The organism is Haladaptatus litoreus (assembly GCF_900156425.1).
GTDB lineage: Archaea > Halobacteriota > Halobacteria > Halobacteriales > Haladaptataceae > Haladaptatus > Haladaptatus litoreus.
The window spans coordinates 1089706-1115307 of sequence record NZ_FTNO01000001.1 but is presented as its reverse complement, the minus strand read 5'-3'; the positions used below and the strand labels follow the sequence as shown (position 1 = coordinate 1115307).

Genomic DNA, 25602 nt, shown 5'->3' with positions numbered 1-25602 from the left:
GATGGTGGTCTTTGATTTGCAACAGCAACCGCGAATGCGCGTCAGCCACGCCTTCGACAGGTTACCGAGACTGGCGTTGACGGAGTGACCACCGTAGAAGTCACGACTCCAAACACGCCTGCGAAAGCGCAGTCTTTCGCGGCGCAGGAAATCTTTGATTTCCCGTCGCCCTCACTCGTCATTCGCTCCTTGCAGTCGCTCACCCGAACTCGGGCAGAACCTCCTCTTCGTAAAAGTCAAAAAATGCCTCCTGATTCGGACCGATTTGATGGACGTACACGTGGTCGTAGCCTGCATCCACGAACTGTTGGAGGTTGTCGAGATGCGTCTCCGGGTCGGGGTCGGTGACGATACTTCCCTCCTCGATATCCTCTCTGGTAACCATCTCTGTGGCCTGCTCGAAATGCGTCGGTGTGGAGAGTTCTGTGGCGAGTTCTCCCGGAAGCGACGTGTTCGGCCAGTTTTCCAGCGCCGTGTCGATAGCCTCCTCTTCGTCCTCGGTGTAGCAAATCGACATCTGGCTGTACTTCGGCCCCTCGCCACCGGCCTCTTCGAACGTCTCGACCACGTCTTGTGGCCCAACGCTCCAGAATCCGTCACCAATTTTTGCGGCGGATTTCGCCGTTCGAGGGCCGTATGCCGAAACGATGATGTCCGGTGGTTCTTCGGGTAAGGTGTACAGACGCGCGTTTTCGACAGTGAAGTGGTCGCCGTAGTAACTCTGCTGTCCGCCCTGCCAGAGTTTTCGTATAATTTCGACCGCCTCTTCGAGCATTTCGAGTCGAATCTTGTGTTCGGGCCAGTGCTCACCGGTTATGTGTTCGTTCAGTCGTTCACCAGTCCCGACGCCGAGGAAGAAGTTTCCCTCAAACATCGTGGCGGCAGTCGCGGCGGCCTGCGCCACGATTGCCGGGTGGATTCGCATGATTGGACACGTGACACCAACTCCTACCGGCAGGTCGTCGGTCGCAGTGGCGACACCACCCAGAGTCGACCAGACGAAAGGACTGTGGCCCTGTTGGCTAATCCACGGATGGAAGTGGTCAGAAATCGACGCGAAATCGAACCCCACCTCTTCAGCCCGAACCGCATGCTCGACCAGTTCGTTTGGATGGTGTTCCTCGCTCGACAGCGTGTAGCCGAACTGCGTCATCGGCTTCTCTCCGCTGATTCAAATTCCATAGCATCCACGCTACACCAGTTGTTCGCATGAACGCACTGGCTGAAAAAGCAAGGTCGAAATCGCACTACTGCTGGGGTAGCTGACGACCGCGGTGTTGTTGCCCTTGGTGTTCTTGCAGGCGCTCACCTTGATGTTCTTCGTATCTGTGTGACTGCTGGTCGTGCCCCTGCCGTTGTTGGTGGTGTTGCTGTTGGCCCTGTTGACTGTGCTGACTCTGCTGCTGACCACTTTGGCCTTGCTGTTGAGTTTCCTGTGAACGCTGCTGGCGACCGTACCGTTTTTGTCGTCCCTGTTGCCGTTGTTGATGTTGCTGTTGGCCCTGTCGTCCCTGTCGTTGCTGGCCATACCGGCGTTGCTGTCCTTGCTGTCGGAACTGTGATTTTCGCTGTCCCTGCTGCTGTTGCCGACCTTGCGGTCGTCTCTGTTGGGTTTGTTGTTCCTGTTGACCGTATTCGGGTTGCTGTTGCCCTTGCTGACCGCCCTTCTGGATTTCCTGTCGTCCCTGATCCTGTTGGCGACCGTATCGTCGCTGGCCGCCTCGCTGTCGCCCGCGTCCCCGTCGTTTCTGCTCGCTTCGTTCTTGGCCCCCTCGCTCTTGCTCTCCTTCCTGCTCACGCTGTCGCGGGCCGCCGTAGCGTTCCATACCCGATTTTCCTTCGTCACTGCGACGTGACTGGTCGTGCTGATGGTGTGTCATGGCTCAACTCCCACCAAGGAGTCGCCACAGTTTTCCTTAGGCGTGTTGGCCTTAGGTGGCCATACTTAAGGCTAGTCGGTCACTTCCTCCCGATATGGAACCACGTGACCTCTCCGCGCACGTCGCATATCAAGCCGGACGGGGCATCGAGGAGGTCGCCCGGGAACTCGGATTCGACCCGGACGACCTCGTGAAACTCGCGTCGAACGAAAACCCGTTCGGCCCGAGTCCGGCGGCAGTCGATGCCATTCGAAACGGGGCCGGAAACGCCAGTTCGTACCCGAAAGCGTCGCACACCGACCTGACCGCTCGACTCGCCGAACGCTGGAACGTCGAACCTGCCCAAATTTGGTTGGCGAACGGCGGCGACGGTGCGCTCGACTACCTCTCCCGCGCCATGCTCGAACCCGGTGACGAAGTCCTCGTCCCGACGCCCGGATTCGCCTACTACGGTATGAGTGCACGCTATCACCACGGCGAGGTGTCGGAGTACTCCCTCTCGAAAGACGACGGATTCGAACTGACCGCCGACGCAGTCCTCTCGGCCTACGACAACGAGCGAATCGTCTATCTCACGAGTCCGCACAACCCATCCGGCGGGATGTTCTCGCTGGACGCAGTCGAGACGATTGCGGACGAAACCGACGAGCGAACCCTCGTCGTCGTGGACGAGGCATACGGCGAGTATGCCGACGCACCGAGCGCAATCGAATTGCTGGACGACCGCGACGATGTGGCCGTCCTGCGAACCTTTTCGAAAGCGTTCGGTCTGGCGGGCGTCCGACTCGGCTACGCCGTCGTTCCTGACGATTGGGCGGATGCCTACGCCCGCGTCAATACGCCGTTCGCCGCGAGCGAACTGGCGTGTCGGGGCGGCCTCGCCGCGCTGACCGACGACGAACACGTGGAGAAGTCGGTCGAAACGGCGCGCTGGGCGCGCGAGTACATCTACGAAAACCTCGACGCACCGACGTGGGAGAGCCACGGTAACTTCGTTCTCGCGGAGGTCGGAAACGCCAGTGAGGTCACAGAGGCAGTGCAAGAACGCGGCGTCATCCTCCGGGACTGCACGAGTTTTGGACTTCCGGAGTGCGTGCGAATCACCTGTGGGACAGAAGACGAGACGAAGCGAGCAGTACGCGAACTCAACGAGGTGCTGTCGTCGTGAGGGTCGCCGTGACCGGAACACCGGGAACCGGCAAAACGACCGCGACCGAACTGGTCGAAACCGACCTCGAAGTCGTCCACCTGAACGACGTGATTCGCGAGGAGGAACTGGACGAAGGCACGGACGAGGAACGGAATAGCCTCTTCGCGGATTTCGATGCGATTCGGGACTGGTTGGCCGAACGTGAGGCTGAAAGCGAAAACGGTCTTCTCATCGACTCGCATCTGGCCCACCATTTCGATGCTGATAGGGTCGTCGTCCTGCGATGCCATCCCGAGCAGTTGGAAAAACGATTGGTCGAGCGCGGAGAAACGGAGGCGAAAGCCGAAGAAAACGCGGAGAGCGAAGCCCTCGACGTAATCCTCTCGGAGGCAGTCGCGGAACACGGCACCGAATCGGCGTACGAAATCGACACCACCGACCGAACGCCGGAGAACGTGTCAACTGACATCGAAGCGGTTATTCGGGGCGAGCGCGCGCCTTCCGCTGGAACCGTCGATTACCTCGATTATCTATGACGCTCGACCAACTTCGCCCCGTCGCAGACCGCGCGCTCCGTCCATTCGTCTCGGCATCGAAACAAGCCGGATTGACTCCGGATTCCATCAGCGTCATCGCCTTCCTGCTCGCTGGCGGTGCGGGATGGGCGTTCTACCTCGGCGATTCGGCTCCGATGTGGTACCTCGTCGGCGCAGTACTCGTCTTTTTGAATGGCTGGCTCGACCTGCTCGACGGTGCGTTGGCGCGCGAACTCGGCACCGATTCAAAAGCTGGCGACCTGTTAGACCACGTGCTCGACCGCTACGCCGACATCGTGCTGATTGCGGGATTGGCGGCGGGACTGGAAGCCTTCGCCCTCGGACTCGCGGCGGTGACGGGCGTGCTGATGACCTCGTACCTCGGCACGCAAGCCCAAGCGGTCGGTTTAGACCGCGTCTACGGCGGGCTAGTCGGACGGGCGGACAGATTGGCCCTTATCGGACTCGTCGGCGGAATCGCTCCGTTCGTCGGTTCAGTCGGTGGCTACTCCGTTATTGTGTTGCTGCTCGGCTTCCTCGCGGTTATCGGCCATTTCACCGCACTACAGCGGTTCTACTACTCGTGGCGCGCGCTGGCCTGATATAGCCACTGTGGCGTGCCATTTATGAGTCGAGACGGTAAACGTTGACACATGGTTCAGTGTGAGATGTGCGGTGCCGAAACGGCCTCGCCGAAGAAGATCAAGGTCGAAGGCGCGGAGTTGGATGTCTGTGACAACTGCGTTGACTTCGGGACGGAAGTGAAGACACAGCAGTCCTCAACCACGTCAACAAAATACTCTACCTCCTCGTCGTCGGGCAAATCCAGCGGGAGTTCCGGTACCTCGCGCTCCTCTTCCTCCGGCGGGTCGCGCTCGCGCCCCTCGGACATGTTCGACGACATGGACGAAATCGTGCAGGATTACGACGACCGAATCCGCGATGCGCGCGAGTCAATCGGTCTGAGTCAGGAAGACCTCGCCAAGGAACTCAACGAGAAGGCCAGTCTCATCCGAAAACTCGAACGTGGCGACATGCTCCCCAGCGACCGCGTGCAGAAGAAACTCGAAAAGAAACTCGAAATCAGCCTCACCGCCGGAAGCGCCGGGGCCGACGACGAAGAGTGGAGCGGCGGCAGTTCGACCGACGGCACCACGCTCGGCGACGTCGTCAAACGCAAGGACTAGGCAGTCGAGTTTCCGTTTGCGGTTTTCGTTTTCGACTTGAAGAGAGATAGGTTTCAGATAGTAAACGTAGTTTTGATAGAGAGGCGACTGCAGAAGTCACGGCACCAATATCACAGACTCAGTAGCGTGACGAGGAGTCAGCCTCATCGCCTTATCAGAATCAACGCACTGCTCCTCACTTCCCCCATTCTACAACCCAAAGTCGGACAAATTGGCCTGCACGCCGGACACCATTTCGGATTTGCGCCGAAGCGTGTTCATGGAAATCGGGAGTTCGGGGACGATGTTTCGAACCGCGGCGTGGAACGATTCGGATTCGCCGAACTCGCCATCGAAGGCGTTTCTGACGCTCTCACGAACCTGCCAGACACCGACGGGTGCCCAGTAGTCGTCGCTGACCTCGCGGAGGACGAGGGCTTTGGCCTGTCGCCCGATGTCTTCCAGATGTTCGAGCACGCCGAGTCGGGAGGCGTAGTACGCGCCTGCCGTTTCATCGACGTACTTCGTCCGACCTTCGAATCCTTCGTGGGCGCTTCCCATCCAGATGTCGCCTGTTGTAGATGGATTCCAGATGCTCCCGGGTGCTTTCATCTCCACGAGTTCGAACTCCCATTGGCCCGGCGAGAGGACGACCCAGTAGCGATTGCCCATGTACTCGTTCACCCAAACCTGCGTTTCGTCGATGCTCGGGGCGTTGCGGATTCGGCCACGGAGATACTGTCCGACGGTGTCGTCAACCGCCGTAATCGACCAGCGCGTCGGGACGAGCCTTCGATTCTGCCCCTGTCCGAGCGCCCCCGCCGAGAGGACGTTGTTAATGTCGTACACGTCGAATCCGCGCCGGTAGAGGTAGGTCATCGCGCCTTGGGCCTGCCAGTCGTCGTCCTCCAAGGTCTTCTTGACGTGGCGCGGAACGTGGGGGTTTTCGGTGAGATTTGCCGAGGTTGCACGGGCAGAGGGTCCTGTAGGAGTCGCGATGTCGTCAACGTTCACGTCCAAATCCAGTTTTTCGGTAAGCCCGATTTCCACGTCCACCGGGCGGTCGGCGATGGCGATTTCACGTTGAACGCCGACGAAGCCGTCCCACACGTCTTCTACGTTGACCTTCGCCGAGCGGTTCGAGTTCAACAGGCCGGTTCGATACTGGAGGACGTTGTCGATGTCGAGGCCGCGCTGGTACCAGTCGCCGCTGGTGGCGAACTCCGACGCGCGCTCTTCTTCCCCGACTGGCGAGAGGATACCGGTCGAGACGTTAGGGTACGACGACCGACCGACGAACACCGAGGGCGAGGTGCTTCCGAACAGCGAATCACCCTGGGCGACTTCCGAAAATCGGTCTTGGAAGTCGTCCACGTAATCCAGAATCCCGTAGGATTTTTCCTCGGCGAGTTGGCGGCGGCGCTCCTCCTCGTCGGGGCGCAAATCGTCGATGTAGTCGTCCAACCGCATTCGCTCGATGTAGGGACGGGAGTGGCTTCAACGTTCGGACAGCGGACTGAAAGTGGACGAAAAGACGAGCGATGCAAGCAGTGGCAGACGCTCAGGGGGAGCAAACTGTAAAAAAGCGAGCGATTTTAGCTGTGGATTCCCATCGCTTCGATCTGTTCTTGGTACCGGTTCCGGATGGTGACTTCCGTCACCTGCGCGACGTCGGCGACTTCCCGCTGGGTCTTCTTCTCGTTGCAGAGAAGCGACGCGGCGTAAATCGCGGCGGCGGCGTAGCCTGTGGGCGATTTGCCCGAGAGCAATCCTTCTTCGGCAGTGGTTTCGATGATGTCGTTCGCTTTCGACTGCACTTCTTCGCTGAGTTCGAGTTCAGAACAGAACCGCGGGACGTATTTTTTCGGGTCGACCGGTTTCATCTCCAGGCCGAGTTCCTGTGAGATGTAGCGATAGGTTCGTCCGATTTCTTTTCGTTCGACGCGCGATACCTCCGAGATTTCTTCGAGACTTCGCGGAATCCCCTCCTTTCGACAGGCGGCGTACAACGCGCTCGTCGCAACCCCCTCGATGGAACGCCCCCGAATCAAGTCCTCCTTGAGCGCCCGTCGATAGATGACGGACGCGACCTCGCGTACTGACCGCGGTACGCCGAGTGCGGAGGCCATTCGGTCGATTTCGGACAAGGCGAATTGGAGGTTTCGCTCGCCCGCGTCCTTGGTTCGGATTCGTTCCTGCCATTTGCGCAGTCGGTGCATCTGACTGCGCTTTTTCGAAGAAATAGATCGACCGTAGGCGTCTTTGTCCTTCCAGTCGATGGTCGTGGTCAGCCCTTTGTCGTGCATCGTCTGCGTGGTCGGTGCACCCACGCGAGATTTCTGTTGGCGCTCTTGGTGGTTGAATGCACGCCATTCCGGGCCGGGGTCTATCTTTTCTTCTTCGACGACCAACCCACAGTCGTCACAGATGAGTTCGGAGCGGTCGTTGCTTTTTACTAAATTTTCGGACCCACATTCAGGACAAGCACGCTCTCCCTCTCGTTCGTTCGCCGTTTGCTCCCCTTCAAGTTGGCGCTCCCGCTGGCGAGTAGACCGTGTCATCGCACTTTTATAGTAGTAACTTCTATTCACTTAAAGCCTTGGGCAAAAGCCATATATACTTGACAACCGGTACCACAGTTCCTCCCCGCACCGGAACCTGTTTACTCGCCCACAGACGAATGACTTGCAATGCCAGTCATCGAGTGTGACGTGGACGAGGCGCGCGAGACGCTCGCCGACGCCGGGGTGGTCATCTCGGATGGAAAGAGCGAGTACGAACACTGGCGGGCCAGATATAACGACGCAATCGCCATCGCCTACGACGACAAACTCGTGATTCAAGGGTCGAATCCGCAATCTATCGAAGCCCTGCTCCGCGATTCCGGCGGCCACGCCTACCTCTATTTCGACGGCGGGAGTCGCGGCAATCCCGGCCCGGCGGCAATCGGGTGGGTCATCGTCACCAGCGACGGAATCGCCGGGGAAGGAAACGAGCGAATCGGGCGCGCGACAAACAACCAAGCCGAGTACGACGCGCTCATCACCGGACTCGAAACGGCCCGCGACTACGGCTTCGATTCCGTGGACGTGAAGGGCGATTCCCAACTCGCCATCAAACAGGTAACCGGCGCGTGGAAGACGAACGACCCGGAACTCCGCGAACGGCGGGTTCGCGCCCGCGAACTGCTCGACGGGTTCGACAAATGGTCGCTCAAACACGTTCCGCGGGAAGTAAACGAGCGCGCGGACAAGTTGGTAAACGAGGCGTTAGACGATGGCTGACTTGCCGAATGAACCGGAAGCATCTGATGAACCGGAATCAGGAGACGAAGCAGAATCGCTGGACGAATCCGAACTGCCGATGGAAACCGTCGAAGAGGCGGAACGACTAACCCATCTCGCACGCACTGCCGACGGCGACGAGGCCGACGCCTATCGAAACGAGCGCGCAACACTGCTCGCAGAACAGGATTTCGTCGCGCGTGTGCGGGAGGACGAGACGCGGAGCGTTCTCGTCCTCCATCCCGACGAATGGTTAGAGGGTGGTACGATTCAGGTCGAACGAATCGACGATACCGAACGAGCGGTCGAAATCCCGCTCGACGGTCCCGGCGACCCGGACGATTGGGACGACATAGACGCCCACAACCGCGCAGTTGCGGCGGCGGTTCGGGAGCAACACGGTGACGTTCACGGCGCAAATGCTGAGGCGTTCGCCGATTTCATGAGCAACCACTACGCCCGGCCGGTAGAGTCGGCGACGGATGAGGAAGTCACTGAGTTCTGTACGGAGTATTTTCCGCGGAACGCGTGGCCCACGGACGAACAAAAATTGGTTGTCGAAACGTCAGTCGAACTCGTGTTCAACTGCGTTTAGCTGTGTTTTTCGATTAGCGCGCGAACCTGCTCTGCGCGTTCGTCGTCCGTGACGAACTTCGAGAGCGACCACGCAAAGGAGTCCTCGACCGCTTCGAGACCCGCTTGCGTCAGGCCGTACTGGTTGGTGCGCTTGTCGAGTTCGCTCTTCTCGACCAGTCCGCGCTCGACGAGGGTGTCGAGGTTGGGGTAGAGACGGCCGTGGTTCACTTCCTCGTCGTAGTAGTTTTCGAGTTCACGCTTGATAGCGAGACCGTACATCGGTTCCTCGGTGAGGACGATGAGGATGTTACGCTGGAAAGCGGTGAGGTCGCGGGCGGTACTGCTTTCGGTGAGTGTTTGTGCCTCTGACATTGGCTTTGACAGGACGAAATATGTAACCGAGATATTTAACCCTTCTCAAGTTTCTTGGTGTTTCTCTCCGCTTTCGCTCGATTTTACTCGGGAATACCACAAGTCGATTGCGGAGGTGTGTTTCGTTTTTGGGTGGTTCATCGAGCGATGCAATGGGGTTTGAGTCGATGCCGAAAGGACTTTTTGGTCTTCCCGTGCAGTCGCAAACGACCCATGACGAATCTCTGGGAAGACCTGGAAACAGGACCGAACGCGCCTGAAGAAATCTACGCCGTCGTCGAGTGTCTCAAAGGCGACCGGAACAAGTACGAGTACGACAAGGACATCCCCGGCGTCATGCTCGACCGCGTGCTTCACAGCAACGTTCACTACCCCGGTGACTACGGGTTCATCCCGCAGTCTTACTACGACGACGAAGACCCATTCGACGTGCTCGTCCTCGTAGAGGATTCGACGTTCCCCGGCTGTGTCATCGAAGTTCGCCCGGTCGGCCTCATGAAGATGGACGACGACGGTGAACAGGACGACAAAGTCATCGCCGTTCCAATCGAAGACCCGCGCTTCGACCACATCGAGGACGTCGACGACATCACCCAGCAGCAAAAGGACGAAATCGACGAGTTCTTCCAGACCTACAAAAACCTCGAAGAAGGCAAGGAAGTCGAGACGCAGGGCTGGGAGGACAAACAGTCCGCACTCGACGCAATCGAACACGCACAAGACCTCTACAACGAAAACTTCGCGTAATCGTCGCTCTCCGATTTCGTATTTTTCGACGGCGTCGTTCGGTAGTGATACGAGCTGTATCGTTAATCGAATCTCCTCCCACACAAAACTTGTCTTATAACTGCTACAGTAATCCAGCCGAGATGATTTACTCCATACGGCAGTTATGCGATACTAATGCCCGTCGGAGTCCTCACCGAAAATCTGCCCGTCGTGCTTACAGCACTGCTGTTGGTTCTCTCCGGCGGCGGCATCCTCTACGCCGTTCAGTTTCGTTCCCTTCGCGGTAAAACCGAGAAAGCATCTATCGACCGACTTCAGGACACCGTCGCGGGGCAGAACCGGGTTGCACTCGTCGTTCCCGAGAGTGCGAGTATCGACTCGCTAGCGTCCGCAGTCGGTTTGCAAGCCCTGTGTAAGGATTGGGGCGTCGCGGGCCGAATTGCCGCAGAAGGCGAGGTAACCGGCGAGGACAGCAAAGCGTTCTGCAACATCTTCGACGTGGATTTGACGACCATCGACGAGCGAGGTGACGAACTGGCCGACTGCGACGCGGCAATCGCGGTCGGCGGCGGCGGTGCGGTTCCCCGATTGGCGAACAACCCGCCGGTCATCGGCGTCATCCGCCACCGCCCGACCGCGGAAGAAAACATTCTGACCGTCACGCGAACCGACGACGGGGCAACTTCGACCGTCGTCACGAAACTGGTTCGGGACGCGGAACTGATTCCCGACCAGCGAGTCGCCACGGCACTGCTGTACGGTATCCGTGCCGGAACCCGGGAGTTCCGGCGCGCAAACGGAAAAAACGATTACGACGCCGCAGGCTTCCTGCACGCGTTCGCGGATTTGGGCCGTATCGAGGATTTGCGCTCGCCGGGTGTCAGCGGTGACACCTTCGATGTCCTCGGGGAGGCCATCGCAAACCGAGAACGCCGGGCGAGTTTCGCCGTGACGAACGTTGGCGTGGTTCCCTCGGTTAGCGCGCTCGAAGAGGCCGCGGATTCCTTGCTCCGGCTGGAAGGCGTCTCCACCGCGTCGGTGTTCGGTATCCACGAGGAAACCATCGTTATCTCCTGCCGGGCGGAAGACGTTCGAACTAGCGCGGTTGACATCCTCGATACCGCCTTCGACGCGAGCGAAACGACCGGCGGGAACACGGACGCCGCGACCGCTCGCGTTCCGCTGGGAATCTTCGCACAGGTCGATGGGGAACACGCAACGACGCTGGATTCGCTCATCGACGCGAGCACGCGCAAAGCGTTGTTCACTGCGTTCGAGAGTTCGTAGGTTTGACAGCAGGTGTTCGTAGGTTCGACACTGTGTACCACGGAAACGAAGGTTCTTGTAGCCGCCTGTGGTAGGGCCGCGTATGGGTCTCTTCGATAGGCTCCGTGGAGATGACGACCCCCGGGTAGCCTTCTTTGGTATCGACGGCGTGCCGTATAGCTTTCTTAAAGACAACGCCTCGGAGTTCCCGAACATCGCGTCCCTCGCGAAGGAGGGAAGCGCCGGTGCAATAGACAGTATCGTCCCGCCCGAGTCCTCCGCTTGCTGGCCCGCCCTCACGACGGGTGTCAACCCCGGTCAGACGGGTGTCTACGGCTTCCAAGACCGCGAAGTCGGTTCCTACGACACCTACGTTCCGATGGGTCGGGACGTGCAGGCGACGCGAATCTGGGACCGCGTGGCAGAATCGGGCCGTGACGCGACTGTGATGAACGTCCCCGTGACGTTCCCGCCACAGCGAAACGTCCAACGGATGGTTTCGGGATTCCTCTCGCCCGGCGTGGACAAGGCGGCCTACCCGGACGAACTGCGAAATTACCTGAATTCCATCGATTATCGCATCGACGCGAACGCGAAGTTGGGACACAAAGAGGACAAATCCGAGTTCATCGAAAACGCCCACGAGACGCTCGAAGCGCGCTACGAGGCGTTCCGCCACTACATCGACCAAGACGACTGGGACCTCTTTTTCGGCGTCTTCATGACGACCGACCGCGTGAACCACTTCCTGTTCAAACATTACGAGGAGGACGGCGAGTACAAACAGGAGTTCATCGACTTCTACAAAAAGGTGGACGAATACCTCGGCAAACTCCGTGACGCACTCGCAGACGACGTGACGATGGTCGTCGCGAGCGACCACGGCTTCACCAGTCTCGACCACGAGGTTCACTTCAACCAGTGGCTCGCGGACGAAGGTTGGCTCTCCTACGAGGACGACGACCACGAGGAACTCGGCGACATCGCCGACGAGACGGAAGCCTACTCGCTCATTCCGGGTCGGTTCTACATCAACCTCGAAGGGCGCGAACCGCGTGGAAGCGTTCCCGAGAGCGAATACGAGGACAAACGAGCCGAACTCAAAGAGATGCTCGAAAATCTCGAAGGGCCGAACGGCCAAAAGGTCTGTGCCCAAGTCGTCAAGAAGGAAGACGCCTTCCACGGCGACCACGAGGATATCGCTCCCGACCTCGTCGCCATCCCGAACCACGGCTTCGACCTCAAAGCCGGATTCAAGGGCCACGACGACGTGTTCGGCGTCGGCCCGCGAAACGGCATGCACAGCTTCGACAACGCATCACTGTTCGTGGACGATTCGAACGTGACCATTCCGGAGGACGTTGACCTGCTCGACATCGCGCCGACGATTCTCGACCTGATGGGTGTCGAATACTCCGCGAGCGAACTCGACGGGCGCAGTTTGGCCTGAAATCGAGAGTTCGATTTCTGCGGCCTCCTCGGTTTTTCCGACTCCTCAGAAAACGACTGGGGAGTCTGTTCCAATAAATTATATCTGTCCGATAATCATTAGCGGAGTATGACTCTCGCTCCGCGAACCGATTCCGCTCTCCGCAAGTACTGGTCGGACCGACTCGGTGTCGATGAGGCCGCGTTCGACCGTGGGCAAGCCACAGTCGGCGTCGCGGCAGAGGACGGCATCCAGTTGTTTCACTGCGGCGATTCCCTCGTGGTCGGGGCTCCCGAATCGCTCGCTGAATCTGTTCGTCAACAAGCCACCGCCGTAGAATCCCTCGATTGTACGGACGCCGAATCTGTCCGAGAGTGGTTCGAACGGTTCGGTTCGGTGACGCAGGTGCTCGGCCCAACGTTTTACGGCTACGCGGATAGCGAATCGTTCACTCCTGTTTCCTCGAACGCTCGGCTACTGACGCCAGTGGAAGAATCAGCGTACAACCGATTTCGAATGGCGATTCCAGACGAGGAATGGGCAAACGGTGGGACGCCGTTTGCCCCCGGCGAGACGATAGGTCTGTTTCGTGGCGATGCTCTCGCTGCCATCGCAGGATACGAAGTGTGGGACGACTTTGTCGCGCATATCGCGGTTGTGACCCATCCAGACCACCGTGGCGAAGGGAACGGTCGTGCAGTTGTCTCTCGCATGACCGAACGCGCACTCGCAGGGAGTTTGGTCCCACAGTACCGCACCGCAGACGAATGGCCGTGGTCGGTCGCACTGGCCGAAAGACTCGGCTTCGAGCGGTTTGCGACTGCAACGCTGGTCTGTTTCGAGTGACTTCAGACGAGTTTCCATTACCGCTTGCGAATCTGTTTTACCAGCGAACTGCAAAACCCGGGATGAATGAGCGACAGAGTCGGTGTTCTGCTGGTCGTCGTCTCTGCAGTCGGGTTCGGCACTCTCAGCATCTTCGGCAAACTCGCGGCGGACGCCGGACTGTCGATTCCGACTGTTCTCTTCTTTCGATTTCTGCTCGCTACCGTACTCGTCTGGGCGGGACTCGCCGCTCGCGGGCGACTCCGCCGGTTTTCGGGCAGGGACTTGGCCATCGGACTCGGCCTCGGCGCGTTCGGCTACGCGCTGATGAGCGGGCTTTACTTCTGGGCCTTGTCGTTCATGACCGCCGGACTCGTCGGTATTTTGCTCTACACCTATCCCGTCTTCGTCGTCGTGCTGTCCGCGCTCGTCCTCGACGAGCGCGTGACCTCGAAAACCGCGTCCGCGTTGGTTCTCGACCTCTCCGGCGTCGCGCTCATCACGGGTGGCAACCCGGCGGGCGCAGACCCCCGCGGAATCGTCATCGTTCTCGTCGGCGCTGTGGTGTACGCGGGGTACATCACCGTCGGTCGGGTCGCGCTGGACAGCGTTCCGGCAGACCAACTGACGGCCCACGTTCTCCCGGCGGCAGCCTGCGTATACTTGTTTTTCGGCTCGGTTACGGGCGAACTGTCGGTTCCCGGCGCGACTTCCGAGTGGGCAATCGTCGTCGCTATCGCCGTCATCGCCACCGCGATTCCCATCTTCACGTTCTTCGCCGGAATCGACAGAATCGGGGCGAGTCGAGCGAGCATCGTCAGCACCGTCGAACCCGTGGTGACGCTTCTTCTTGGGGCGGCCATCCTCGCGGAACCGATTACTGCGGTGACGGTCGGTGGCGGTGGGTTGGTACTCCTCGGCGTTCTGCTGGTGCAAATCGAATGAAGAGACGGTCGAAAACTGCAATCAAACTGGAATTAGACCGAACCCGGTTTGTCGTGAACCACGAGATTCACGTCGCGTTTTTCGCCCTCCAAATCCGCGACGATTCGCTCCACGACGCGCTCTGCTTCCTTCAACACGAGCGGTTTCACCTTGTTCACGACCCACCCCATCGAGACGAACATCGGCAAGTTGAGCATACTGCTGTCTGCAGAATCCGCATCGAAATTGATGGACAGCCACACCCGTGAGGCGGTTTCTTTGCCCTCGGGGGCTTCCTCGGGAACCTCCTCGACTCGCCAGTGACCGTGGGCGTGAATGTCCTTGATTATCTTCCAGTCGATGCGATTCGGTCGGTCTAATTCCGTCACTTCGGAGCGCACGGTGTACTGAATCTTCCACCATTTCAGGTGAATGTCGTACTCCGTCCCCGGCCCACCGTCGCCCTCGCGGGTGACTCCGGTGAGGTGTTCCGAGTAGTTCGCATAGCCCGGAAAGTCGATGAGGAACTCGTAGGCCTCCTCCGGCGGCACATAGACGACGGTGCTGAGTTCGACTGAATCCACACCGTTCGGTTCTGTGGGACTGAAAGTAAACATTCCGGCGAACTGTGGACGGTGGTCGTATTTGGTCGGACGTACCACTCGAAATCAGTAATCGAGAGCGACAACGGGAGACGAGGTTGCATATGCCAGTAGAATCCTTTCAATGCTACCGCGAAAAGCGTAGGGCATGGCAGAATCAGAAGCGAACGAATTTTCGTGTGGACAGTGCGACGAATCGTTCGAACGAGAAGAGCAGTTGAACGAGCATCTGAAAGACTCCCACGACGTTGCTCCGAACGAAGCGAGCGAAGACGCCGCGGCGGCGGGGTCGGATGCCAGCGCGTCAACCGGGTCTATCACCGAGGAAACGAACGACTCCCCGTCGGCAGCGGAGCCGTCCGAGGCGGCAGGGCCGTCCGATAGCGATGCCGACGTTCGTCCCGAAACCGCCGATTCTGACTCGGACGAGGGTGATTCGGATTCCGACTCCGACGAAGACGATTCCTAACCTCGTCGGCCGCCAACACTGCAGTTTATACCACCCGACGAGCAACCTCCGACCATGACACGCTACGATGTCGTCATCGTCGGCGGCGGTGTCGCGGGACTCTCCGCCGGCACCTTCACCGCCCGCGCAGACCTCGACACGCTGGTCGTGAACGACGGGGTTTCGATTCTCTACCGAAACGCGATTCTGGAAAACTTCCCCGGTTTCCCCGCCGGAATCGACTCGCGCCTGTTCTGTCTGATGCTGGAAGAACAGGCCGAACGCGCCGGTTGCGCCCGACTCGACGCGACGGTTTCGGACGTGCGACACGCGGAGGATGGCGACGGATTTTCGGTCGAAACCGACGACGAAACCATCGACGCAGACCGAATCATCGCGGCGTCGTGGTCGGATTCCGACTACCTCGACGGACTCGGCCTCGATTTCGAGCAGTCGGGAAGCAAGCAGTTCGTTTCTGTGGACGACACGGGACGAACCGGCGTCGATGGCCTCTACGCCGCCGGGCGACTGGCGGACAAGTACCACCAAGCAATCGTTTCTGCGGGTCACGGGTCGCAGGTCGGACTCACCGTGGTTCACGACGCCGACCCCGATTTCTACCACGACTGGGTCGCCCCGGAGGGCTACTTCACCAACCGCGACCGCGAGGTACCGGTGGGTTGCGAGGAGATTTCGGAGGACGAACGCCAACGCCGCGCCCGCCGAGCGCACGACCGCCTTCGAAAGTACGTCGAGGAGTGGGAAGACGAGACGCCCGTTCCGCATCCGAGTTTCGTCGAAGAGATGGAATGAGAAGTGCGTTAGTCGGCGGGAAAAGTGCGATTTTGTAAAACCTCACTTGTTTCGTTCGGCGCGTGCGAGAAACGCGAAGTGAGGGATGACCGAACGGCGGTCTCGTGAGCGAAGCGAAACGAGAACCCAGACGAGCAAACCTCGTCCGGAATGAGGGAAGAGGTTGGGGAGGACGAGGTGCGGTTGCGGTTATTTTGGAGTCAAGCAGCTGGCCACGTCTCACTCATTCACTGCTACGCTGCTAGCTGATGCCGACCCCAATGAAACCGCCTCCCCACGCCACCGCGGTTTGGTTCGGCTTCGTGACCAATCTCTTGCTCGACTCAGTGTCCACCAGACGAGAGGTGTAGGCCGACGATGCCGACGACGATGAGGCCGATGAAGGCGACCCGAACCAACTCCGCGGACTCCTCAAACAGAACGATGCCGAGGGTCGCGGTGCCGACTGCGCCGATGCCCGTCCAGACCGCGTAGGCAGTGCCGACGGGGAGCGTTTTGAGCGCTTCCGCCAGCAGTACCATGCTGATGACGAGGGCGATAACCGTGCCGACAGAGGGCCAGAACTTCGAGAAGCCATCCGAGTATTCCAGCCCGATTGCCCACGCGATTTCGAACAGTCCGGCGATAATCAGAATCTTCCACGACATTGGTTCGGTTTGGAACGGACACGTGGAGTGTATTCCGTTTCAGTTCGAATTGGGGGCTGTCTCCCACTCTGCCGAAATCCAAGTGACTTTATCAATCTGTTCTGAACCGTCTACGAAATGAGCGAGGAAAATGAGTGACAACGAGGTAGACCCAGACGAATTGGGGGAATCGGTCGAACGACCGATGTTTCGGCTGTTCACCGAGTATGGGGACGACCATATTCACTGGTTTATTATTGGCCTGCTGACGAGCATCTCTGCGAGATTTCTCGCGCTCGTTCCGCCGGTCGTTCTTGGCGTCGCGCTGGATGCTGTTTTCGATGACAAACGACCGTTCTCACTTCCACTTCTGCCGGAAACGTGGATTCCACCGACCACGATTGGGCAGTTCTGGTTCTCTGTTCAAATCATGGCGATTGCGATGGTATTCGGCGCTTTCAGCAACTTCGCGCGTTCATCAAGCCTCAATCTCTTCTCCCATCGCGTGAAACACGAGGTTCGGACGGAAACGTATCAGTGGATGCAGAGACTCGACATGGAGTTCTTCGACGACCACAAAACGGGAGAACTCATGAGCATCCTGAACAACGACACGAACCGCCTCGAACTGTTTCTCGACAATATGATGGGGAGTGCCATCCAACTCGTCGTTCTCGTCATCGGCATCGGCGCAATACTGTTCTGGCGGAACCCACAGTTGGCGGTCGTTACGCTGGCCGTCATCCCAATCGCGGCCCTGTTCACCTGGTGGTTCATGCGTCGAATCGAAGCGTTCTACGCCGACATCCGCTCGTCGGTCGGGGATTTGAACACGCGATTGGAAAACAACCTCGCGGGCGTCGAAGTCATCAAAACCGCCGGAACCGAGGAGTTCGAGGACGAGCGCGTGCGAAAGGCGTCCTACAAGTATTTCAAACGCGACTGGAAGGCGCTCCGGATGAACTTCATCTATCGCCCCGGTCTGCAACTGCTCACCTCGATAGCGTTCATCGCCACGTTCATCGCGGGCGGTTTGTGGCTTCTCTCCGACCGACCTATACTCTGGTTCTCCGGCAATTTCACCTCAGGGGATTTGGTCATCTTCCTCCTGCTCACCCAGCGCATGGTCGAACCGCTCACGCAGATGAGCGAAGTCGTGGACAGATACGAGGACGCGAAAGCCTCCTCGCGGCGCATCTTCGGCCTGATGTCGATTCCGCCCGCCATCACCAGCAGTCCGGACGCGGTCGAACTCGATTCTGTGGACGGCCGAGTTGACTACGAGCATGTCGATTTCGCCTACGAGGACGACGGCGAGCGAGTCCTTCACGACGTAACCTTCACCGCAGACCCCGGCGAAACGGTCGGCCTCGTCGGGCCGACCGGGGCCGGAAAATCCACGATTTGTAAACTCCTACCGCGCCTCTACGACGTGACGGGCGGCGAAATTCGAGTGGACGGAACCGACGTTCGAGATTTGACCGTCGAAAGCCTCCGCGAACACATCGGCTACGTCGGACAGGATACGTTCCTGTTCGACGGAACAGTAGAAGAGAACATCAGATACGGAGCGTTCGACGCGGAAGAAGCGGAAATCATCGCCGCCGCGAAAGCCGCGGAGGCCCACGAGTTCGTCACCAACCTCCCTGAGGGCTACGACACGCGTGTCGGGGAACGTGGCGTAAAGCTCTCCGGCGGCCAACGCCAGCGAATCTCCATCGCGCGGACGATTCTGGCCGACCCCGAACTGCTCGTGCTGGACGAAGCGACGAGCGCGGTGGACACCGAGACGGAGATGCTCATCCAGCGCAGTCTCGACAAACTCACCGAAGACCGAACGACGTTCATTATCGCTCATCGCCTTTCGACGGTGAAAGGTGCGGACACGATTATATCGGTCGAAGACGGGGAAATCGTGGAACGCGGTACCCACGAAGAGCTGCTGGGCAACGACGGCCTCTACGCAGACCTCTGGCGGGTGCAGGCGGGCGAAATCGACGCGCTTTCGACCGAGTTCGTGGAGGAAGCGTCCCGACGGGCGAGCGCGAATCAGATAAATCAGGGGTCGAACTGAACCGAAAGAATCGAACCGAATCCAAACCGGACGAGGATTCGAACTGAATCAAGGGTCGAACCAGTTACCTTTTACGGGCTACCGAACCCAGTAGCGGGTAATGCTTAGCGGAGTGAACGTGGCGTTGGGGGTGACGGGAAGCATCGCAGCGGTGAAAGTGGTCGAGTTGGCACACGAACTGCGCAGGCGAGGCGCGAACGTCCGGGCGGTGATGTCGAACGGCGCGCAGGGAATCATCCATCCGTGGGCCGTCGAGTTCGCAACCGACAACCCCGTCGTCACCGAAATCACGGGCAAGGTCGAACACGTTGAACTCTGTGGCCGCGAGGGGTGGGCCGACGTATTCCTCATCGCGCCAGCGACGGCGAACACGGTCGGGAAAATCGCGGGTGCAGTGGACGATACACCGGTAACGACCTGTGCGACGACTGCGCTCGGCGCGGACGTTCCGGTCGTCATCGCGCCAGCAATGCACGAACCGATGTACGACCATCCCGGCGTTTTGGACGCAATCGAGCGCGTTGAGTCGTGGGGCGTCGATTTCGTCGAACCGCGAATCGAGGAGGGCAAAGCGAAAATCGCCACCGAAGACATGATTGCGCTCGATGTGGCGAGAGCGACCGGCGACCAGCCCCTCTCTGGGAAAGGAATCGTCGTCACCAGCGGCGCGACGAGCGAACCCATCGACCCAGTCCGGGTGCTGACCAGTCGCGCCTCGGGAAAAACGGGCAGAGCGGTCGCTCGCGCCTGCTACGTCGCGGGCGCGAACGTCGCACTCGTCCACGACGCGCCGGACGTGCCCTACGCAACTGGCGTGCGGGTCGAAACCGCTGAGGAGATGACGGACGCAGTGAACGACCTCGTGACGGCGTTTCCGGCCGACGCGTTGATTTCCGTGGCCGCAATCAGCGACTACACCGCTGACACGGCAGACCAAAAAATTCGCTCCGGGCAAGACCTCTCGCTCGATTTACAACCGACGCGGAAACTCATCGACACGGTTCGGGAGAACCACTCTGACCTCCCAATCGTCGGTTTCAAGGCCGAAACCAGCGGCGATGATTCCGCGATGGTCGCCGCCGCCCGCGAAACGCTCACCCGTGCAGGGTGTTCGTTCGTCGTGGCGAACGACGCGAGCGTGATGGGTAAAGACGAAACGAGAACGCTGTTCGTCCGCGACAATAGCGTTCGGAAATACAGTGGGAGCAAAGAAGAACTGGGAATTCGCGTAACGAAAGAAGTCGCAGAGGAGTTATCGAAGACTGAATAGCTGTATCACGACTTCCGTGGATGTAGCAGGTGTCCAGTTTCACTGCGTTTTCAGTTCGCAATCTTTCGCTCCGTATCCCTCGCCGGAACCGGAATCGAACCGCTCGCCAGCAATACTCCCACAAGTCCTGATTCCGGGCGGTGTATATGTCTCGAAGGTGGAAATAGACTCACAGTATTATTTCAGTAGTTCTAATTTTTCAAATACGGTTTGCCGTCTATGAATCATCATATTCTAATACATGGATATAGACAGCCATATATTTATTAGGGAGGAGTATCAAAGCCTGTTATAACGCGCTTACCATCCGAAGAAAGCGAATTGAATCGGGGGCAAAGATATTCCAAATTCGACATTAAAATTTACCTGTCGAGATATTTAGCATGGATGTTCGCCGCCAGTGATGAAAACGCGCGTCGCAGGAGAACACAACACATGACACTCAAAGAAATATTCATCGAATTTAAAAATGAAAGAAGATTATTTCACCAGTAATTGGTGTAATTTTAATGGTTGCTATTACGGTAATTCTAGCTGCCGTGATAGGAACGTTCGTGATGGGTCTTGGTGACAGCGTTCAGAGCAACGTTCAGGCGGGTGTGAGCGTTGATGCGAATGCGCAAGAAAACACTATTGATGTGACGTTTACCTCAGAACAACAGGACGGAACCAACCTGACGGTGGCAGTCTCTGACACAGCAGATCCGGATGCTAGTTCCACTGAAGAACTGAATAGCATCGGTCAATCTCACACATTTACTCAATTCAGTGCTTCAGATGAGTTTGAAAACAGTGACCGAGTTAAAGTAGTTGTCACTGCTGAGGCGGACGGACGTTCAACGGTGATCTACTCCGAAACGCACGAACTGTAAACAGGTTCAATCATCTACGTTTTCTTTTTCAACGAACTACTTTCCCATACATAGTGGCAAGACCGACACAATGAAATCAAATTCTTCAATTGATTTGCTTTCTTGTAGCTATCGAACTTTCTCCTCTTTTTCAGATGATGCACATGTAATCCTTCACCAGTTGCCTCTCGCTGTTCATCATCTGAAATCCCGCAATCTTGGCAAACGTATCTATCACTCTCTAGTGCAAGTTTACGCTGTTCCGGCCAATTCGGCCCATAGTCAATTGCACCATCTAGAACACCGTGCGCTTTGTTGATTGCAAGGTCTGAGGCCCGAAGTGCATCGTTCCATGAGCCAAACGCCCGAAGGAATGGCCAAATAGAAAACTGACCGTGTTCCGTTAGTTCCATCCATGTCGGTGTTTTGCCAAGAGAGTTAGCTAACCTCTGTAACTCTTTTATAAGTTCCTCTTTGGGAATCCCAAGCTCGTGTTCTGGGTTAATTCCAGCAGACAGGAGCGCATCCTCCCACGATCCAAACTCCCGATAATATGGTCGATGTGAGTACTGACCGTGTTCGCACATATCCTCTTGAGAAGGCGTTTTCCCTAATTCACTCTCCAACTCAACTAATTCCTCAACCAGTTCGTCACGCGAAATCCTCCGGCTGGTCGTCGTTTTCGGGTCAAGGCCTGCGGCCTCTTTCGCCTTCGGCCACGAACCGAACTGACGGAAGTATGAATGGGCCGAATACTCTCCGTGTTCGTTCATTTCCTCAAACTTTGGCGGACGACCTAACTCATCGGCCAACTCCCGGAGCGCGCGAATCAGCTCGTCGTTCGAAATTCCGTTCTCGTGGTTCGTTTCGAACCCTGCGGCTCGCAGTGCTTCGTTCCACGACCCGAATCGGTTGTAGTACGGTGTCGAGGAATGTGGCCCACGGGCGTTCATTGCGGTTTGTGTCGGTACCTCATCCAACTCCTCTGCAAACGCTTGTAAATCCGAAATCAACTGTTCAACGAACAGTTTGCTCGCCATGTAGTCACTAATGACTATTACGACTATCGTATTTAAATTCTCGCTCGAAGAGGGGAAAATGACCCTCTCGAATACCGCTACTCGATAGGAAAAACGCCGTCAGCCATGATTTCAGGAGCGACCCCCCGGGGAGGGGGCGTGGAAACAAATCGAACCCTGCTGGGTCAGAGTAGGGGTTTTGGCAACCGATTTGCTGCAGTGCGGGTCTCTCCCACCCGCATTTGCTCAGAGGGTCGGGTGAGTAAAAGAAATGAGCCTTACCCGCAGTGAAAGTGAAAGTAGTTCCGAAGAGTGGTTGATACTCGGTGTGGCGTTTTCGAGACAGTGAATTTAGTGATGTGACGACTGCAGAAGTCACGACTCGTCAAACGCTTCAGCACTGGTTCAAGGGAACAACCCACACTCAACAGAACATAAAATCACATCACCCATTCTCTCCATCTCCAACTCACACCCTCGGAGGCGATACCATCACCTTTTACTGCTGGGTTGAATATCCCCAGCATGGACCAGTTGAAGCAGTCGCTTCTCGAAGCCCCGATTATCGAGAAAGACGGATACCACTACTTTGTCCATCCCATCAGCGACGGGATTCCGATGCTCGAACCGACCCTTCTGCGGGAAATCGTCATCAAAATCATCCGCAAGGCGGATTTGGAGAACGTCGATAAAATCGTCACGCCCGCGGCGATGGGGATTCACATCTCGACCGCCGTCTCGCTGATGACCGATATTCCGCTGGTGGTCATCCGCAAGCGAAAGTACGGGCTGGAAGGCGAAGTCGCACTCTCCCAGCAGACGGGCTACTCCGAGAACGAGATGTACATCAACAACGTCGATGAGGGCGACCGCGTCCTCCTGCTGGACGACGTGCTCAGCACCGGCGGCACGATGAAGGCCGTCACCGAGGCACTCGAATACATCGGCGCGGAAGTCGTAGACGTCTGTGCCGTCATCAAGAAGGTCGGCGCGAACGAACTGGACGGCACCGACTATCAGGTCAAGACGCTCATCAACGTGGACGTAGTGGACGGCGAGGTCGTCATCGCGGACGAACACGGCGACGGCTGAGATGTTCACCCGTCAGTTCCTGGCGATGATGTCGACGTTCACGCTCGTGACGGGCGCGCTCCTCGTGGGTGACGCGCTCAACGGGACTGTCGTCACGGGCACGTATGGGATAACCTCGCCAGCGTCCGTTTTCCGAGTCGTTCCCGGTATCGTACTTATCTGGATAGGATACACCCTGCGCGAGAACAAAGAGAAGTTCGTCTCCGCCTATTTCGCCGGGCGGGATGCGGCCGCGAAATCCAAGCAGGAATCGAGCGATGGTGAGTTCGACGAACAGATGTCGCCTCTCTCCGGAGACGGTCTGGAGAATCTCGAAGCGCGAAAGGGCGACACGGACGACAACGAGTAAGCCTCATTGCAGAAGTTTTATGCTTGTGCCACAGTAGCACAAACCATGGCGTTAAAAAATAGTGTCCCTCGGTCGCTTCGAGGCCCAGTCGGGTTACTGTCGATAGTCGTAGCTCTGTTGGGTGTCATTATCGGGTACATATACGTTCTGTTCGGCATATCGCTGTACTTCAAACTGATTCCGCAGATGGAGAGTACGATGAGTACGGGTGAATCGCTCATCGTTCTCGTCACCGGTATCGTCTTCTTTGTCATCGGCTACGCCGGCTGGCGCGGTTTCAACTACTTCGCCTACTAAGCTATGGACATCCGAAACTATCCCGAGGCACCGGATTTCAGTGAACTTCAGGACATCGTCGTCGAGTCGATTCCGCAGGCGGAAATCGAGGCTCGCCGAGCGGACGGTGACGTACTAGTCGAAGACAACGTCCGCGAACGCGACGACCTGAATGTTGTCGCGTACATCAGCGGTGAGCGCGACGCCTCCCAAACCGACAATATCGGCATTCCGTACTATCGACTCACGCAGTTGTTCGGAACGCCACAGTTCCCCGAACTACAGGCGGGCGAAGATATTAGCGGGCGAACGGATGCAACGTTTAAATACCTCTTTCGGGTGACGTATAAGGGGAACCACGACGAACTTCCAACTGAGTGGCTTATGACAATTCACGATTCCCACGTCAGGTTTGCCGCCAGTGTCGCCGAATGGCGCGACGAAGCGACGGCGTTCACCGCCGATTCGAAACTCGCGCTCACGACGTACACGCTCGCGCTCCAACTCGTCCTCGAACCGGTCGAGTGCGTCTACGAAGAGATGCTCTTTTAGACACCATCATGGACGACATTGGTGACCGGGTTTTCTACTGGTTGACCGACGAGACGAACCTAACGATGCTGTTGTTCGGCCTTGCCACACTGCTCGGACTGTCGAGTTTGGTGTTGTTTTTCGTCTCCGGCGAGCAGTCAGCCTCCCGATTGGAGTTCAGTCTCCTCGTCGCGGCGATGGGTGTCCTGTTCTATCTGTCCTTACGAAACAGTGGTTTCTGACGCTATCGGGTCACGACGTGCATGATGGTGAACGTGAGCGCAATCGACCCGACGAGCAGGCCGCCGAACACGAGCAGTATCGTGTCGTATTCGTACAGACCGTACCAGTGACCGCCATATGCCAACAGAATGAACGACGGTACCGAGAGCAGTAAGAAAAGCGACGAGAGGTAACTGGCCAGCGTCGGGTCGTCACCGTGGTTTGCGAATGTGCCACGCTCTCGAACTGAGCGCTCGCGCGTAGGAACGTCTTTCGACACAGACCCGTCTACAAACGCACAGAACAAAACCCTTACGTTGAGGCATACGCGTCGATTGTCAGCGCTGAAAGGTATGCACCGAGGAACACCGACGAGTAGACGATAATCGCGGCCGTGACCGCAGTTCCGGTCAGCTGCGGGAGCAGAAGGTCGCGTGCGCCATTGGTATACGAGAGAATCCACAGTGGAGCGACCCACACACCGACCATCGTGATACCCCCGGTAAAGAAGCCGATGAGTCCGACGCGAATGCTTTCGTGGAGGCCGTCTGCGAGCAGATGCGCATACACTCCCGCGAGCGCGGTGATACCCAACACCAACAGTGGGTCAATCGGCGCGACCATCAGCTCGGACATGTTGTACGTGAACGCGCCGATTCCCCCGATTGCACCGGTAACGACACCCTTTGCGAGCGCCGACAGCCAGTATCGGCGTCGAATGTTTCCTTGGGCGCTATCGCCCGTCCACTCGGTTGCCGTTTCGGTCATCGTCCACCCTCCTCGGGCCGAACCGGTATCGAAACGTCCTTGTCACCGATTTCGGCCCGAATCGTTCCCGAGAGTGTCACCGACTCCGACTGGACTGCGGTCTTCGCTTGCGACGCCCGCTCTGTGTCCAAATCGATATCTATCGTCGTCTCGACCGTTTTACCAGCGGGAATCCGGATTTCGTCGAACGAAGTCGTCGTTCCATCCGTCAACTGCACGTCTCCATCGTGTGCGTGGAGAATACTACTCGCAAAGACGATGTCTCGTCCCGTCGGATTGTGTATCTGAAGCGTCGTGGATAGATGCTCATCGTCGTCCGTGACGGCGTACTCCGTCGCCGTCACATCGACACTACCGCTGTTCATCGTCGCGAGATGGCCCTGCATGGTCGGAACGAACAACCACGCCGTAACTAGCGCAGTGACGACGACTGCACCGACGAGAAGCGGTTGTTTCGGCCGGAGGGCGGAGCGGGTACGTGAATTCGACATGAAGATATGACTGTGGTTATGTGTATCAGTACC

Annotated in this window: 32 protein-coding genes; 21 read left to right on the top strand and 11 right to left on the bottom strand. The window is 57.9% G+C overall.

From position 1 onward, the window contains the following. Window positions 1-199: 199 nt before the first annotated feature. Entirely contained in the window at window positions 200-1153 is a 954-nt protein-coding gene (locus tag BW974_RS05855) for a TIGR03557 family F420-dependent LLM class oxidoreductase (protein WP_076428855.1), read from the bottom strand. A 94-nt stretch (window positions 1154-1247) separates the two neighbouring features. Continuing rightward, a complete protein-coding gene (locus BW974_RS05850) occupies window positions 1248-1880 on the bottom strand; it encodes a hypothetical protein (protein ID WP_139328822.1) in 633 nt (210 codons plus the stop codon). Between the two features lie 94 nt (window positions 1881-1974). Between BW974_RS05850 and hisC the strand changes: the two genes are divergently transcribed. Genes hisC through BW974_RS05830 form a run of 4 tightly spaced genes read left to right on the top strand, consistent with a single transcriptional unit; the run spans window position 1975 to window position 4753 of the window. Next, complete coding sequence (hisC, locus tag BW974_RS05845; protein ID WP_076428851.1) at window positions 1975-3048, top strand: histidinol-phosphate transaminase; 1074 nt, start codon at window positions 1975-1977, stop codon at window positions 3046-3048. Beyond that, window positions 3045-3566 carry an adenylate kinase family protein gene (locus tag BW974_RS05840; protein WP_076428849.1) on the top strand — a complete coding sequence of 174 codons (522 nt, stop codon included), beginning with the start codon at window positions 3045-3047 and terminating at the stop codon, window positions 3564-3566. The genes hisC and BW974_RS05840 overlap by 4 nt, the downstream gene beginning before the upstream one ends. Further along, window positions 3563-4168 carry a CDP-alcohol phosphatidyltransferase family protein gene (locus BW974_RS05835; protein ID WP_076428847.1) on the top strand — a complete coding sequence of 202 codons (606 nt, stop codon included), beginning with the start codon at window positions 3563-3565 and terminating at the stop codon, window positions 4166-4168. Before BW974_RS05840 ends, BW974_RS05835 begins: the two co-directional genes overlap by 4 nt. Before the next feature lie 51 nt (window positions 4169-4219). Then, complete coding sequence (locus BW974_RS05830) at window positions 4220-4753, top strand: multiprotein bridging factor aMBF1 (RefSeq protein ID WP_076428845.1); 534 nt, start codon at window positions 4220-4222, stop codon at window positions 4751-4753. Window positions 4754-4942: 189 nt separating this feature from the next. Here BW974_RS05830 and nreA read toward each other — a convergent pair whose 3' ends face one another. Together nreA and BW974_RS05820 are read right to left on the bottom strand one after the other, a co-directional pair. Further along, window positions 4943-6202, bottom strand: coding sequence for a DNA repair protein NreA (gene nreA, locus BW974_RS05825; RefSeq protein ID WP_076428843.1), 1260 nt, complete (start codon window positions 6200-6202; stop codon window positions 4943-4945). 125 nt (window positions 6203-6327) lie between these two features. Further along, on the bottom strand, window positions 6328-7293 hold the full coding sequence (locus BW974_RS05820; RefSeq protein WP_049970822.1) for a transcription initiation factor IIB: 966 nt from the start codon (window positions 7291-7293) through the stop codon (window positions 6328-6330). Between the two features lie 129 nt (window positions 7294-7422). Here BW974_RS05820 and rnhA point away from each other — a divergent pair, with 129 nt between their 5' ends. Continuing rightward, window positions 7423-8016: a ribonuclease HI gene (gene rnhA / locus BW974_RS05815; RefSeq protein WP_076428841.1), complete on the top strand. Its 594-nt coding sequence runs from the start codon at window positions 7423-7425 to the stop codon at window positions 8014-8016. Further along, complete coding sequence (locus tag BW974_RS05810; protein ID WP_076428839.1) at window positions 8009-8611, top strand: DUF7108 family protein; 603 nt, start codon at window positions 8009-8011, stop codon at window positions 8609-8611. The genes rnhA and BW974_RS05810 overlap by 8 nt, the downstream gene beginning before the upstream one ends. Here BW974_RS05810 and BW974_RS05805 read toward each other — a convergent pair. Further along, window positions 8608-8964 carry a PadR family transcriptional regulator gene (locus BW974_RS05805; RefSeq protein WP_076428837.1) on the bottom strand — a complete coding sequence of 119 codons (357 nt, stop codon included), beginning with the start codon at window positions 8962-8964 and terminating at the stop codon, window positions 8608-8610. The two genes, BW974_RS05810 and BW974_RS05805, sit on opposite strands and share 4 nt — an antisense overlap. 213 nt (window positions 8965-9177) lie before the next feature. Here BW974_RS05805 and BW974_RS05800 point away from each other — a divergent pair, with 213 nt between their 5' ends. From BW974_RS05800 to BW974_RS05780, 5 genes are all read left to right on the top strand, one after another. Continuing rightward, a complete protein-coding gene (locus BW974_RS05800) occupies window positions 9178-9711 on the top strand; it encodes an inorganic diphosphatase (protein ID WP_076428835.1) in 534 nt (177 codons plus the stop codon). A gap of 156 nt (window positions 9712-9867) precedes the next feature. Next, window positions 9868-10980 carry a DHH family phosphoesterase gene (locus BW974_RS05795; protein WP_076428833.1) on the top strand — a complete coding sequence of 371 codons (1113 nt, stop codon included), beginning with the start codon at window positions 9868-9870 and terminating at the stop codon, window positions 10978-10980. A gap of 82 nt (window positions 10981-11062) precedes the next feature. Further along, window positions 11063-12409: an alkaline phosphatase family protein gene (locus tag BW974_RS05790; protein WP_076428831.1), complete on the top strand. Its 1347-nt coding sequence runs from the start codon at window positions 11063-11065 to the stop codon at window positions 12407-12409. Window positions 12410-12517: 108 nt separating this feature from the next. Further along, the gene (locus BW974_RS05785; RefSeq protein WP_076428829.1) at window positions 12518-13234 is read left to right on the top strand and encodes a GNAT family N-acetyltransferase; all 717 of its coding nucleotides are present in this window, start codon (window positions 12518-12520) and stop codon (window positions 13232-13234) included. Window positions 13235-13300: 66 nt separating this feature from the next. After that, a complete protein-coding gene (locus BW974_RS05780) occupies window positions 13301-14158 on the top strand; it encodes a DMT family transporter (protein ID WP_076428827.1) in 858 nt (285 codons plus the stop codon). Window positions 14159-14190: 32 nt separating this feature from the next. Here BW974_RS05780 and BW974_RS05775 read toward each other — a convergent pair whose 3' ends face one another. Beyond that, window positions 14191-14721, bottom strand: coding sequence for an SRPBCC family protein (locus tag BW974_RS05775; RefSeq protein ID WP_076430253.1), 531 nt, complete (start codon window positions 14719-14721; stop codon window positions 14191-14193). Window positions 14722-14887: 166 nt separating this feature from the next. On the opposite strand from BW974_RS05775, the gene BW974_RS05770 reads away from it, so the two are divergent. Continuing rightward, window positions 14888-15208, top strand: a complete 321-nt coding sequence (locus BW974_RS05770; protein WP_076428824.1) for a C2H2-type zinc finger protein — start codon at window positions 14888-14890, stop codon at window positions 15206-15208. A 54-nt stretch (window positions 15209-15262) separates the two neighbouring features. Beyond that, on the top strand, window positions 15263-16000 hold the full coding sequence (locus BW974_RS05765; protein ID WP_076428822.1) for an FAD-binding protein: 738 nt from the start codon (window positions 15263-15265) through the stop codon (window positions 15998-16000). A gap of 323 nt (window positions 16001-16323) precedes the next feature. Here the strand turns inward: BW974_RS05765 and sugE are convergent, their stop codons facing one another. After that, complete coding sequence (gene sugE / locus BW974_RS05760; RefSeq protein ID WP_076428820.1) at window positions 16324-16647, bottom strand: quaternary ammonium compound efflux SMR transporter SugE; 324 nt, start codon at window positions 16645-16647, stop codon at window positions 16324-16326. 130 nt (window positions 16648-16777) lie between these two features. Here sugE and BW974_RS05755 point away from each other — a divergent pair, with 130 nt between their 5' ends. From BW974_RS05755 to BW974_RS27130, 3 genes are all read left to right on the top strand, one after another. Next, entirely contained in the window at window positions 16778-18700 is a 1923-nt protein-coding gene (locus BW974_RS05755) for an ABC transporter ATP-binding protein (protein ID WP_076428818.1), read from the top strand. 100 nt (window positions 18701-18800) lie between these two features. After that, a complete protein-coding gene (gene coaBC, locus BW974_RS05750) occupies window positions 18801-19970 on the top strand; it encodes a bifunctional phosphopantothenoylcysteine decarboxylase/phosphopantothenate--cysteine ligase CoaBC (protein ID WP_076428816.1) in 1170 nt (389 codons plus the stop codon). Window positions 19971-20479: 509 nt separating this feature from the next. Continuing rightward, the gene (locus tag BW974_RS27130) at window positions 20480-20842 is read left to right on the top strand and encodes a type IV pilin domain-containing protein (protein ID WP_084186199.1); all 363 of its coding nucleotides are present in this window, start codon (window positions 20480-20482) and stop codon (window positions 20840-20842) included. 14 nt (window positions 20843-20856) lie between these two features. On the opposite strand, the gene BW974_RS05740 is transcribed toward BW974_RS27130, so the two are convergent. Further along, entirely contained in the window at window positions 20857-21861 is a 1005-nt protein-coding gene (locus BW974_RS05740) for a homing endonuclease associated repeat-containing protein (protein WP_076428812.1), read from the bottom strand. 504 nt (window positions 21862-22365) lie between these two features. On the opposite strand from BW974_RS05740, the gene hpt reads away from it, so the two are divergent. The 5 genes from hpt to BW974_RS05715 are packed head-to-tail and all read left to right on the top strand — an operon-like array spanning window position 22366 to window position 24330. Further along, window positions 22366-22932, top strand: a complete 567-nt coding sequence (hpt, locus tag BW974_RS05735; RefSeq protein ID WP_076428810.1) for a hypoxanthine/guanine phosphoribosyltransferase — start codon at window positions 22366-22368, stop codon at window positions 22930-22932. 1 nt (window position 22933) lies between these two features. Next, entirely contained in the window at window positions 22934-23281 is a 348-nt protein-coding gene (locus BW974_RS05730; protein ID WP_076428808.1) for a hypothetical protein, read from the top strand. 45 nt (window positions 23282-23326) lie between these two features. Beyond that, window positions 23327-23578: a hypothetical protein gene (locus tag BW974_RS05725; protein ID WP_076428806.1), complete on the top strand. Its 252-nt coding sequence runs from the start codon at window positions 23327-23329 to the stop codon at window positions 23576-23578. A gap of 3 nt (window positions 23579-23581) precedes the next feature. Continuing rightward, window positions 23582-24109: a hypothetical protein gene (locus BW974_RS05720; protein ID WP_076428804.1), complete on the top strand. Its 528-nt coding sequence runs from the start codon at window positions 23582-23584 to the stop codon at window positions 24107-24109. Between the two features lie 8 nt (window positions 24110-24117). Then, complete coding sequence (locus BW974_RS05715) at window positions 24118-24330, top strand: hypothetical protein (RefSeq protein ID WP_076428802.1); 213 nt, start codon at window positions 24118-24120, stop codon at window positions 24328-24330. A gap of 2 nt (window positions 24331-24332) precedes the next feature. Here BW974_RS05715 and BW974_RS05710 read toward each other — a convergent pair whose 3' ends face one another. From BW974_RS05710 to BW974_RS05700, 3 genes are read right to left on the bottom strand one after another with little or no spacing between them, the layout of a single operon-like run. Beyond that, window positions 24333-24590, bottom strand: a complete 258-nt coding sequence (locus BW974_RS05710; protein WP_076428800.1) for a hypothetical protein — start codon at window positions 24588-24590, stop codon at window positions 24333-24335. 32 nt (window positions 24591-24622) lie between these two features. After that, window positions 24623-25078, bottom strand: a complete 456-nt coding sequence (locus tag BW974_RS05705) for a hypothetical protein (protein ID WP_076428798.1) — start codon at window positions 25076-25078, stop codon at window positions 24623-24625. After that, entirely contained in the window at window positions 25075-25569 is a 495-nt protein-coding gene (locus BW974_RS05700) for a hypothetical protein (RefSeq protein ID WP_076428796.1), read from the bottom strand. The genes BW974_RS05705 and BW974_RS05700 overlap by 4 nt, the downstream gene beginning before the upstream one ends. Window positions 25570-25602: the final 33 nt, after the last annotated feature.